This is a genomic window from Phytobacter ursingii, from assembly GCF_001022135.1.
GTDB classification, from domain to species: Bacteria; Pseudomonadota; Gammaproteobacteria; order Enterobacterales; family Enterobacteriaceae; genus Phytobacter; species Phytobacter ursingii.
The window spans coordinates 4,765,391-4,777,133 of record NZ_CP011602.1; the positions used below are offsets into that span (position 1 = coordinate 4,765,391).

At 53.8% G+C, this 11,743-nt stretch carries 13 protein-coding genes; 6 read left to right on the plus strand and 7 right to left on the minus strand.

Going from position 1 to position 11,743, the window contains the following annotated elements; translation table 11 throughout:
- Positions 1 to 167: 167 nt before the first annotated feature.
- The 4 genes from radC (at position 168) to mutM (ending at position 2,475) form a co-directional block, all read left to right on the plus strand.
- Positions 168 to 836 carry a RadC family protein gene (gene radC / locus AB182_RS26020; RefSeq protein ID WP_047372591.1) on the plus strand — a complete coding sequence of 223 codons (669 nt, stop codon included), beginning with the start codon at positions 168 to 170 and terminating at the stop codon, positions 834 to 836.
- Positions 837 to 1,051: 215 nt separating this feature from the next.
- A complete protein-coding gene (gene rpmB, locus AB182_RS26025) occupies positions 1,052 to 1,288 on the plus strand; it encodes a 50S ribosomal protein L28 (RefSeq protein WP_002436699.1) in 237 nt (78 codons plus the stop codon).
- A 20-nt stretch (positions 1,289 to 1,308) separates the two neighbouring features.
- Complete coding sequence (gene rpmG, locus AB182_RS26030; protein WP_003024094.1) at positions 1,309 to 1,476, plus strand: 50S ribosomal protein L33; 168 nt, start codon at positions 1,309 to 1,311, stop codon at positions 1,474 to 1,476.
- Positions 1,477 to 1,665: 189 nt separating this feature from the next.
- Positions 1,666 to 2,475, plus strand: a complete 810-nt coding sequence (gene mutM / locus AB182_RS26035; protein ID WP_047372592.1) for a bifunctional DNA-formamidopyrimidine glycosylase/DNA-(apurinic or apyrimidinic site) lyase — start codon at positions 1,666 to 1,668, stop codon at positions 2,473 to 2,475.
- Between the two features lie 93 nt (positions 2,476 to 2,568).
- On the opposite strand, the gene coaD is transcribed toward mutM, so the two are convergent.
- The 7 genes from coaD to rfaQ form a co-directional block, all read right to left on the minus strand.
- Positions 2,569 to 3,072 (minus strand): pantetheine-phosphate adenylyltransferase, encoded by a 504-nt coding sequence (gene coaD, locus AB182_RS26040; RefSeq protein ID WP_047372593.1) that lies wholly within the window; start codon positions 3,070 to 3,072, stop codon positions 2,569 to 2,571.
- Positions 3,073 to 3,075: 3 nt separating this feature from the next.
- Complete coding sequence (locus tag AB182_RS26045; RefSeq protein WP_047372594.1) at positions 3,076 to 3,846, minus strand: glycosyltransferase family 2 protein; 771 nt, start codon at positions 3,844 to 3,846, stop codon at positions 3,076 to 3,078.
- Complete coding sequence (gene waaA / locus AB182_RS26050; RefSeq protein WP_047372595.1) at positions 3,846 to 5,120, minus strand: lipid IV(A) 3-deoxy-D-manno-octulosonic acid transferase; 1,275 nt, start codon at positions 5,118 to 5,120, stop codon at positions 3,846 to 3,848. Before waaA ends, AB182_RS26045 begins: the two co-directional genes overlap by 1 nt.
- A gap of 115 nt (positions 5,121 to 5,235) precedes the next feature.
- Positions 5,236 to 6,225, minus strand: coding sequence for a glycosyltransferase (locus AB182_RS26055; RefSeq protein WP_047372596.1), 990 nt, complete (start codon positions 6,223 to 6,225; stop codon positions 5,236 to 5,238).
- Positions 6,226 to 6,253: 28 nt separating this feature from the next.
- Positions 6,254 to 7,348, minus strand: coding sequence for a glycosyltransferase (locus AB182_RS26060; protein ID WP_047373448.1), 1,095 nt, complete (start codon positions 7,346 to 7,348; stop codon positions 6,254 to 6,256).
- A 2-nt stretch (positions 7,349 to 7,350) separates the two neighbouring features.
- Complete coding sequence (locus AB182_RS26065) at positions 7,351 to 8,478, minus strand: glycosyltransferase family 4 protein (RefSeq protein WP_047372597.1); 1,128 nt, start codon at positions 8,476 to 8,478, stop codon at positions 7,351 to 7,353.
- On the minus strand, positions 8,475 to 9,551 hold the full coding sequence (gene rfaQ, locus AB182_RS26070; RefSeq protein ID WP_047372598.1) for a putative lipopolysaccharide heptosyltransferase III: 1,077 nt from the start codon (positions 9,549 to 9,551) through the stop codon (positions 8,475 to 8,477). Before rfaQ ends, AB182_RS26065 begins: the two co-directional genes overlap by 4 nt.
- A 110-nt stretch (positions 9,552 to 9,661) precedes the next feature.
- On the opposite strand from rfaQ, the gene AB182_RS26075 reads away from it, so the two are divergent.
- Together AB182_RS26075 and AB182_RS26080 are read left to right on the plus strand one after the other, a co-directional pair.
- Complete coding sequence (locus AB182_RS26075) at positions 9,662 to 10,624, plus strand: polysaccharide deacetylase family protein (protein ID WP_047372599.1); 963 nt, start codon at positions 9,662 to 9,664, stop codon at positions 10,622 to 10,624.
- Between the two features lie 23 nt (positions 10,625 to 10,647).
- Positions 10,648 to 11,733, plus strand: a complete 1,086-nt coding sequence (locus AB182_RS26080; RefSeq protein ID WP_047372600.1) for a glycosyltransferase family 9 protein — start codon at positions 10,648 to 10,650, stop codon at positions 11,731 to 11,733.
- The last annotated feature ends 10 nt before the right edge of the window (positions 11,734 to 11,743 follow it).

Below are 11,743 nucleotides of genomic sequence, written 5' to 3' on the forward strand. Positions count from 1 at the left end.
CTCTTTCCTGTTGGATTTCACCAGAAGGCGGGCATTTTATCACAATCCTGTTGTTGTCGTGCTTTTGCCCGTCGTGCTCTTTGCGAGGTATTACGCAAGCGTGGCGATCCCGTGTCGATGCGCCTTTTCGCTTGTGGCAGCATGGTGCGTAAAAGGGAGGATGTGACATGGAAACGGTTTTTTTACCCCCATTACCCAGAGAAAAAATGATGAGTGCGGGTATCGAGTCGCTGACAGATATCGAACTACTGGCGCTGTTTTTACGCACTGGCACGCGGGGGAAATCAGTGATGACGCTTTCCCGCGACTTGCTGCAGCACTTCGGTTCACTCTACGGGCTGCTCTCGGCGGACTACAAAGATTTTGCCAGGGTTAACGGCATTGGGGTGGCGAAATACGCGCAACTGAAAGGGATTGCCGAACTTGCGCGGCGTTACTACAGCGTACGGCTACTGGAAGAAACATCATTATTAAGCCCGGAGATGACCCGGGAATTTCTGCAAAGCCAGCTGACAGGCGAAGAGCGCGAGATCTTTATGGCGATCTTTCTCGACAACCAAAACCGGGTGTTGAAGCATTGCCGTCTTTTTTCCGGCACCATTAATCAAGTGGAAGTGCATCCGCGCGAGATTGTCCGCGAGGCGATTAAAGTGAATGCCGCCGCCGTGATCCTTGCACATAATCATCCTTCGGGTAGCGCTGAACCCAGCAAAGCGGATAGAATCATCACCGAAAGGGTGGTGAAGTGCTGTCAGTTTATGGATATTCGTGTGCTCGATCATCTGGTGATAGGCCGTGGAGAGTACGTTTCGTTCGCAGAACGGGGCTGGATTTAGACCTCTTTGGGCGATCCATCGGGATCTTTGTCTGTTCGGGACTTGAGCACATCGCCGACTCAGCGTATACTACGCCACCTTTGAGAATCTCGGGTTTGGCAATTGGGCCTGGCTACACGAGTTCGCTTAGAACCGTCAGACCAGGCTGTGAAAGCCTGACGAGGCGCCAATACCCCATACGAAGCTCGAGCTAATTTGATTTTTGGAGAATAGACATGTCCCGAGTCTGCCAAGTTACTGGCAAGCGTCCGGTGACCGGTAACAACCGTTCCCACGCACTGAACGCGACTAAACGCCGTTTCCTGCCGAACCTGCACTCTCACCGTTTCTGGGTTGAGAGCGAGAAGCGTTTTGTCACCCTGCGCGTATCTGCTAAAGGTATGCGTGTAATCGATAAGAAAGGCATCGATACAGTTCTGTCTGAACTGCGTGCCCGTGGCGAAAAGTACTAAGTACTTAGAGGAAATAAATCATGGCTAAAGGTATTCGTGAGAAAATCAAGCTGGTTTCTTCTGCTGGTACTGGTCACTTCTATACCACCACGAAGAACAAACGTACTAAGCCGGAAAAACTGGAACTGAAAAAATTCGATCCAGTTGTCCGTCAGCACGTTCTTTACAAAGAAGCAAAAATTAAATAATTTGCGCTTTATTTGTACGAAAACCTCGCTTCGGCGGGGTTTTTTGCATTTTGCCCTTCGTAGTTTGAGCCGCAGGCGCGTCAGCTTCGTGCGCTCCCCCTGGTCACTTACTCAGGTAAGCACCCGCGATTCACTTCTTGCCGCCTTCCTGTGACGCAAACTACATTGGGGAAATAAGGAGAAATAGCCATGCCAGAATTACCCGAGGTAGAAACCAGCCGCCGCGGCATTGAACCGCATCTGGCTGGCGCCAAAATTCTTCATGCCATCGTCCGTAACGGGCGCCTTCGCTGGCCTGTCTCGGATGAAATTCATCGCCTGAGTGACAAACCGGTCCTCAGCGTGCAGCGCCGTGCCAAATACCTGCTGCTGGAGTTGCCGGACGGCTGGATAATTATCCATCTGGGGATGTCCGGCAGCCTGCGTATCCTCAGCGAAGAGCTCCCGGCGGAAAAGCACGATCACGTCGACCTGGTGATGAGCAACGGTAAAGTCCTCCGCTACACCGATCCTCGACGGTTTGGGGCCTGGCTGTGGACGAAAGCGCTGGAAGGCCACAATGTTCTGGCGCATCTGGGGCCGGAACCGCTAAGCGAGACGTTTAACGCCGATTACCTGCAACAGAAATGCGCGAAGAAGAAAACCGCCATCAAACCCTGGCTGATGGATAACAAGCTGGTAGTGGGGGTGGGCAATATCTACGCCAGCGAATCGCTGTTTGCCGCCGGGATCCATCCTGACCGACTGGCCTCGTCGCTGTCACGTGAGGAGTGTGAACTGCTGGTGCGGGTGATTAAAGCGGTACTGCTGCGCTCGATTGAGCAGGGCGGCACCACGCTGAAAGACTTTCTGCAAAGCGATGGCAAACCCGGGTATTTTGCGCAGGAATTGCAGGTCTATGGACGTAAAGGTGAACCGTGCCGGGTATGTGGTACGCCGATTATCGCGTCGAAGCATGCACAGCGCGCGACCTTTTATTGCCGCCAGTGCCAGAAGTAAAGTGCGGTGGTTGCGTTTATCCCGGCTCGCGTTGCGCTTAGTCGGGCTCCTGGTTTCCAGCCGTCTGTGGACAGGTAGCCCGGACAAGGCGCGTCAAGCGCCGCCTGCGGGAAGAGCATCCTGCAGCTTTTTCAGCAGCGCCTGATGCACGTTAGCGGGCAGAAAATGCGTGACATCACCGGCATGGCGCGCCACCTCTTTTACCAGCGTGGACGAAATAAACGACCACTCTTTTGATGGCATCAGAAATACGCTTTCCAGGTCAGGCATCAGATGGCGATTCATGTGCGCCAGTTGCATCTCATATTCAAAATCCGCCACCGCACGCAGACCACGAATCAAAATGTTCGCCTGTTGAGCACGCGCAAAATTGGCCATCAGATCGCTAAAGCCTGTCACCGTGACGTTAGGAATATGTCTGGTCGCTTCCTGAGCCAGCGCCACGCGCTCATCGAGCGTAAACATCGGTTTTTTGCTTGGGCTGGCGGCAATCGCCAGTACCACCTGATCGAACATGGCGGCGGCGCGGGTCACGATATCAATATGCCCGTTGGTAATGGGATCAAACGTACCGGGATAAATCGCTTTTGTGCTCATCGCTTACGTTTTCTCGCTGTAACCGTGGTTTAGCGCCCACAGTTCGGTGTATTTGTTGAAAGTATACTGCGCATTGACCACCGCGAGCAGCCAGCCTTGTTTGCCATCCAGCACGCCGCCGCGCAATAGCAGCGTTTTCAGAAACGCCCCCAGCGTATGGGTGAAAATACCCGTCAGCGATGCCTTCTTACCCTTCTGATGTCGCTCCTGCGCCCAGGCGGTGGCGTAATTCAGTTGTTTGCGCTGAAAGCTGGCGAAATCACGGCAGGTCAAATGTAGCAGGTCGCCTTTCAACTCGATAACTTTTGCACCCTGGGTGTCCAGTGATTCATGTACAAGACTGGCGTTGTACTGGTAGCGTTCTCGGGGATAGAGTCGCGTCACCCGGTCCGGGTACCAGCCGCTGTGACGCATAAAACGGCCAAGGAAAAAGTTACGGCGGGCGATGTTGTAAACCGCATCCGGCTGCGGAGCGGCAAGCACGGTACGCATTGCCTGCGCCAGTTCCGGTGTGACCCGTTCATCGGTGTCAATCATTAAGATATAGTCACCGCTGGCCAGGCGTTGCGCCTTCTGGCGCTGAATGCCATAGCCCTGCCAGTCGGTATCGGTGAAGACTTTTACGCCCGCCGCGCGCGCCACTTCAGGCGTTGTATCCTCGCTGCCGGAATCGAGCAAAATAATTTCATCGGCCCATGCAACTGACGCTAAGCAATCTGGCAGCAGGTCTGCCGCGTTTTTGGCGATCATGACCACCGACAGGCGTTGAGACATTAATGGCTCCGCTGAGGCAAATACGGTTGCAGGAGTTGCAGCAGACGCGTCAGCGCGCCCTGGTTCTGATGCAGGACTTCAACGGCGTGGCGACCACACCACAGACGGTAATCTTCGTCCGTCAGCAAGGTCGAGACCTCTTTGACCAGTGAGTCGGCATCGGTGACGGTGATCAGGCCGTCAGCCGCCTGCAGGCGCGCGCAGATATCTTTGAAGTTGAATGTGTGTGGCCCCATCAGCACAGGAATAGCATGTGCCGCTGGCTCCAGCGGGTTATGACCGCCGCGCTCGACCAGACTACCGCCGACAAAGGCCATATCAGCAATACCGTAAAGCAGCATTAGCTCGCCCATGGTATCGCCAATGACAACCTGGGTGCTGCCGGAAGGAATTTCACCTGAGCTTCGCATGATGAAACTAAAGCCGCCTTTGCGCACCATCTCGCGCGCATCAGGGAAACGTTCCGGATGACGTGGCACCAGGATCAGCAGTAAATCCGGAAAAGTCTCCAGCAACTTACGATGCGCCTGCAGGATAATGGTCTCTTCGCCGTCGTGGGTGCTGGTAGCGATCCACACTTTGCGGCGAGGCGCCCACTGGCGCCGCAGTGTTATGGCTTTGGCCGCTAATTCCGGGGTGACGGAAATATCAAATTTCAGGCTGCCGGTAACGGCAAGTTGGCCGCGTTTCAGGCCCAACTGCATAAAACGATCGCCATCTTCCTGGGTTTGCGCAGCAATCAGCGTGATTCTGCTGAGCAGACGACGCATAAATCGGCCCAGCTTGCCGTAGCCTTTGGCCGAACGTTCCGACAGGCGCGCATTGGCGATCACCAGCGGAATTTTGCGACGGTTCAGCGCGGCAATCATATTTGGCCACAGTTCGGTTTCCATCACGATCACCAGCTTCGGGCGGACCGTATCGAGAAAACGACCCATTGCGCAGGGCAGATCGTAAGGGAGATAGACGTGATGAACATCTTTGCCAAAGGCTGACATTACACGCTCTGAGCCCGTCGGTGTCATGGTGGTGACGGTAATGGGCAGCGTGGGGTAGCGGTGGCGCAATGCGCGTACCAGCGGAATGGCCGCCAGCGTTTCGCCAACGGAGACGGAATGCAGCAAAATACCGTCCGGCTTCACTTTATTACGGCAAAAGCCATAGCGTTCAGCCCAGCGTTTACGATAAGCCGGAGCCTTGCGGCTGCGAAGCAAAAGCCGCAGCCACACCAGAGGCTGAATTAAGTAGAGCAGGATGGTATACAACAATTCCAAGCGATTATCCGTTTTTTGAGTTTCGGCGGGCAAATTCTAAGCATTTAGCCCGCTTAAAGCTATATCTTTGGCGCATTGATACTGAACCAGCGTTATAGCGAGAATGCGGCACACGCTATGCGACATCGCGGTATTTTTTAATCCGGAAATAACGGCGCCCCAGACGCCAGCGTAAACGCAATGAGCTGGCATTGGTCCAAATCAGCCGCCAGATTCCGCGATCGAAAAACTCACTGATGATAATACGTTTTTTCGCTTCATCTTTCATTTCATCGAACGTATGAATAATGCCAAGCCCCTCTTTGGCTATTTGCCAGCGACAGGCGGAGATGTTGCGTGCCTTGTCCGGGTAACGTTTATTGATGGCGTCCAGCATCTCCAGAATTTTCATGTAATGGCGCGCTGAGCGCATCAGCGTATCGTCATTGTCCGGCTTGTGCGACACCGATTCTGAGTGAATGTAGTAATCATAAAAGGTTTCACTGGTGTACTGCACACGCTCCGCTGCCAGCAGTACCTCTGTGGTCCAGGGAATATCCTGATGGCGTAGCCCCGGTTCGAAATGAAAATTATGTTGGGTAATAAATTCCCGACGATAGATATTCAGCCACGTGACATGCAGAAATTTGCGCGAGTCGAGCGCGGTTTTCAACCAGACGTGGCCCGGCAATACTGGCGTTGAAGATAAACGCTCAGGCGGGAAAATAGGGTGGCTTTCACGTTTCTTTTCGTAAACATAGCGGCCATTACAGGTGGCAACATCAAGATTGCCCTTTTCCGCCATATCCAGCAGGGTACGGAACATCCCCGGGTAGAGCTTATCGTCAATGTCGGGGAAGGTCAGGTATTTGCCTTTTGCAACGGCAAGGCCGGAATTTCGCGCGACGGAAACGCCCTGGTTTTCCTGTTGAATCAGCGTGACGTTTTGCATTCTGTCGCGCCAGGCATCGATCACGGCCAGGCTGTTATCAGTCGAACCGTCGTTTACCAGGATCAGTTCATAGCTTTCCAGTTGCTGTTGTTCAATGCATTCAAAAAACTGTGGGAGGAATTTCCCGCCGTTATACACCGCGACCACGATGCTCAGTAAAGGGTTTTGACTCATAAAAGATCCGGTATCGGTAAGGGGCCAGTTAGTCTTTGCTTAGCTGGCGGTATTGCTGACAGATTGTCTCCACGCTGAATTTTTCCAGCGCAGCCTGCTCAATAATCGGCGGATTAGTGTAAATGCTTTGCATCGCCTGAGCCAGCGCAGGGCTATTGAGGTCTGCAAGCCCTTTTGCCAGCGGGCCCGTCAGGATTTCGGGGATGCCGCCCGGGCAGCGGGTACTGGCAACGGGCGTGCCCAGAATCAGCGCTTCAATGACCACATTACCCAGCCCTTCGCTATCGGAGCTGAGCACCAGCATCCGCGCCTGTTTCATCCATGAATGTGGGTTGCTCTGAAAGCCTTTAAACAGCACGCGGTCGGCAACGCCCAGTTTTTCAGCCAGCGCGCGCAAACGCTGTTCCTGCTCTGGTTTGCCCTGGCCGAGCAACACTAACGGCGCGGTGATGTGACTGAGCGCATAGGCTTCAATCAGGCGGTCCTGGCGTTTTCCTGGATGCAGGCGCCCGACGTGGATAATGTAATCCTGACCGGCCATCTCGAAGGGGAGGTCGGCGCTTGCGCGGATCGCGGCAATATCAAAGGGGTTATAGATGGTTTTCAGCTGTGCAGGCTGGATGGCGAACTGTTCGACCAGGTCCTGCCCGACGGCGCTGGAGACGCTGACGATATTGCGCCCCTGGTAAACGCGTTTAATTTTCTGCTGTTTCAGCCAGCGGTCAAAACCGGTCCGGTGACCGAGATAAGAGGTTGAAAACACGCCATGCAAACAGAACCACAGGTTATGCGAGCGCAGCGTTTTACTGCGCGACACAATGCGATCGGTTTTATGCAGGTTAGATAACACCAGATCGAAACGACCCGAGCGCTCGGCATCGACGACCGCAGAGTCAAGCTGGCGCGCGCGACGAGAAATCTCCGTCAGCTTACGCCAGGGCTTGCGACATTTATCGGCGATAACCCGGTAATCGAGCCCGTCAGGCAGAGGGTATTCGCAGACGTCGCGCAGTGAAAAAAGTGATACTTCATCCCCCCGGCGTAAAAACGTCTCTGCAAGCGTCAAAACGACTTTCTCGGCGCCGCCGCCCGGTAATCCATCAATGATAAACAGTATGCGCATGGTCATTTCACCAGCTTCTGGTAAAGGGCAAGTAATTGCGTCGACAGACGCTCAGCGGTGCAGGACAAAATGCGTTCTCGGGCATGCTGCCCTTCACTGGAGCCTGATGCGCGTGCGGGGAGTGCCATAACGGCGTCCTGCAAGGCGGGAATATCCAGCGCATCGCACACATAGCCATTCTGCCCCTGAACAATGAATTCCTGGCCGCCGCAGCCGGTCGTGGTGATAACCGGCAAACCACAGGCCATTGCTTCCAGAATCACATTGGGGAACGGATCGTAAAGGGTTGGCAAAAGCAGGCCATCCGCCATTTGATAGAACGGTAGCGTCTCTGTTTGCATGCCAAAGAAGTGCACCCGACTGGCACAATTCAGCGATACCGCCAGAGATTCGTAGCGACGCTGATCTTTATCCTTGCCCACGACGAAAAGGTGGCGATCCGTGGGGGCGATAGCGCGAATGGCAGCATCCAGACCCTTACGCTCGAAGCCCGAACCGACATAGACCAGGCAGGTTGCCTGTAGCGGAATCCCGTGCTGTTGGCGCAGCGTCGCGAAGGTCTCTTCATCCGGCGGTGTGAAACGCTGGTTATCGATGGCGTTGTAAATCACATGGATTTTGTCTGCCGGCAGGCCGAAATCCGCAATGATCTCCTGCTTTATCATCTCGGCATTGCAAATGACGCCGCGCAGATGGTCATGCTGATACATCTCACGTTCAGCATTCATGACATAGCGGTGATAGCGGTCAGCGAACAACAAGGCTTGTTTCCAGCCCGGCAGAATACGCGCACGTTGCTCCAGCCAGCGGCGGTGCACGCCGTCCCCGGCGCGATACAAATCGCAGCCCGGAATGCGCTCATGGCTTTGCACAAGGTCGAACTGTTTGCTTTCCCAGAGCGCTCTTGCGGCGTTAGCGAACCCGCGTTCGCGGCTGATGCGTCCCCATTTTCTGGGGTTACAGATATGAATATGCCAGTCCGGTTTTACCGGCCCCTGCCACTCGCGGGTGATAACATTCAGTTCGAGATGACTGCTATCGAGCGCTTCCAGCGCGCGGGAGACAAAACGTTCCGCGCCGCCATCGGGGCGGTATTTTTGCCTTACCAGTGCCAGGCGAAATTTGCTCATGCTAAAACCCTTCTTGCCGCGGCGATAACGTCTTCCTCAGGAATCAAATTCAGGTAACGTTCATCCGTGCGGGTATCAATGGCATCAGGATCGGGAAGCGGGCCGTAGTCCCCTGCCCAAATGACTTCGCCCTGAGCCTGCCATGGACGCCAGAAGGTCAGTTTAGAGGGGCCAAACAGGGCAACCAGCGGCGTATTAAGCGCGGCGGCCATATGCATCGGTACGGAATCGACCCCGATGAACAGCCGGGCGTGGTCAATCAGCGCACCGAGCTGGCGCAGCGTCAGTTTCCCGGCCAGCGAGACCAGACGCGCATCCTGGCAGCCTGCAATAATGGTATCAACCATCTGCTTCTCTTTGGCATCCGGGCCAGAGGTGAGGACAACGGTGTAGCCGTCAGCCGAGAGCGCGTTAATCACCGCGCTCATGCGATCCTCTCGCCAGCATTTAAAGAACCAGCGTGAGGTGGGTTGCACAACGATATAGCCACCGGTTAAGCCTTCTGGCAACAATGCCTTGCAGGCCTGCCAGTCTGCTTCGCTATAGCCCATTTTGGCCGGGGCAGTTTGTACCTCTATACCCAATGGCGCAAGGATGGAGAGATTTTGCTGGACCGTATGCAGGCTGTTATGGGCCTGCGTGGAGGCCAGGTCCGTATGGCAAAAGCGCCAAAAGGGGTGGCGGCGTTTCGGGAAATCAAAACCAATGCGACGAGGTGCGCCAGTAAAGCGGGTGACGATGGCGCTGCGCCATTGATCGGCCAGGTTCAGCACCAGGTCGTAGTGTTGCTTACGTAAAGTCCGTAGCAGCCCCCACTCCATGGCGATCAGGTGGCGCTGCCCCTGCTTTTTCCATTTCCGGTCAATGCCGTAAATGCGATGGATATCGGTGTTGGCAGCGAGCATATCCCGCGTCTCTTCATACAGCAAAACGTCGATTTTTGCGTCAGGATAGCGCTGGCGAAGTGTCTGGATCACGGGCGTAATCAGCAGCATATCGCCATGATGGCGTAGCTTTATCACTAAAATGCGCGCAGGCATTGTGCTGTTGAAAGGGCGGGTTTCGGGCGTCATACGGTCTTCTTAATCCGATTACAAGCCTCTGATTCTAGGTTATCAGATGCATTGAGAGAAGCGTTGTATTGCTCTACCATGGCCGGATAACTAAGCCTGAGGACAAAGACGTGCAGAAACCGGCATTTCTTATCACGATCGATACAGAGGGTGACAACCTCTGGCAAAAAAATGACAGTATCACCACAGAAAATGCGAAATATTTGCCGCGTTTTCAGGCTGTGTGTGAAAAGTATGGTTTTAAACCGGTCTATCTTACTAATTACGAAATGGCCATCGACCCGTTTTTTATCGAGTTTGGTCAGGACGTGATTGCCCGGGGCACGGCAGAAATCGGTATGCATTTACATGCCTGGAATAGCCCGCCAGAGACGCCGCTGACCGATAACGACTGGCGCTATAAACCCTACCTTATTGAGTATTCCGACGCGCTGATGCGGGAAAAGGTCGATTTTATGACCAAACTCCTGCAGGACACCTTCCAGACCAAAATGCGCAGCCATCGTGCTGGTCGCTGGGCCTTTGATGAACGTTATGCGCGTCTGCTGGTTGAATATGGCTACGAGGTGGACTGTTCCGTCACGCCAAAAGTGAACTGGAAAACCGCGAAAGGGGCGCCGCAGGGGACCGGGGGCACGGATTATCGCCATTTCCCGCTGCAGGCCTATTTTCTTGATGAAAACGACATCAGTAAGCCCGGCAACTCGTCGCTGCTTGAGGTGCCAATGAGCATCCAGTTCAAGCACTCGGCGCTGATGAACAGCATTAAACAAGGTTATGACAAACTGCGCGGTAAATTGCGTTCGCCTTCTGTCCATTGGCTACGACCGATGGGCGGCAACGTCGATACCATGCAGCGTGTTGTGGAGCAGACGCTGGCGCAGGGCAATGACTATGTTGAGTACATGCTGCACTCGTCTGAATATATGCCGGGTGGTAGCCCGACATTTAAGAATGAACAGGATATCGAGCGTCTGTATGATGACCTTGAATCTTTCTTTACATGGCTGCAGCCGCGCGTTAAGGGCATGACCCTGGCGGACTACTATCAGCAAAAAATTGTACAGCGCTAAACAGATAAGTTGAGTTGGTAACGATGGGTGCCCTTAAGCAATTCACACGCAAAAAGAACGCGTTTTTCCGTAGCATTAAATTTGCGTTGATCAATCGCCGCTATCGGCATAAAGCGGCGCGTGCGCCCTTTAATCCGCATTCGGTGAAACATCTATTGTTACTGCGCCTCGATGACAAGATTGGCGATATGGTGGTGACAACAGGTTGTGCCCGCGCGCTGGCAGAAAAAGGTTATCGGGTTTCAGTCCTGACGGGGCCGATGTGTCAGCAACTTTTGGCGGGCGCGGACTATCTGGAAAACGTTCACCTCTATAAACCGCGCATGTCGCTTACGGCATTACAGGCCGAGCGGTTTGATGCCGTTATTGATTTTGATGATGTGAATACCTACGAGCGTTTTAAGTTGTTGTCAGAACTGAACGTAGGTTGCGTCATTGGCTACAACAAAGAGCAGTACAAGCTTTTTGATCACACTATCCCTTTCTTTGATGCCACAAAGCACATTTCCGCACGCTATCAGCAGGTATTGAATTTGTTCGGTATTGCGGCTGACCACTACACCTACCATGTCGCGGGAGACGCACACGAACGGGAGAAGGTGGCGCAATTGCTGGCAACCGAAGCACCGCAAGCCTGCTTTGTGGCGATCAATCCTTTTACGGGTTCCGAGGATAAGGATTTTTCTCGCGAGCAGGTCGTCAGCATTGTTGAGCATCTTAACGCGCTGCCTTACCCCACCCGGGCGGTAATAATTGGCCAGGGCGCAAAAGTCAGTCAGCTCAATATAGATAATGCCCTGTTTCTTAAGGACAGTACGATCAATACTGCGGTAGAAATCGTTCGTCGGGTTGATCTGGTGATCACGCCGGATACCTCAATTGTGCATATTGCTCGTGCGCTCGATAAACCCCTGATCGCCGTTTATAACCAGCGTAAGCTCAAAGATACGGGGTTGCCGGGGTATAAAATCTGGGCCCCACACTATGAAAAGGCGACGCAGCTTATTTGCTCAACAGATGATATTTCGGCAATGCCGATGGTGGAATTGCTGCAAACTATCGATATCCGCCTCGATGAGATTTGCCATCCAGTAGCAAAAGCGATGTAATCAAAAATAA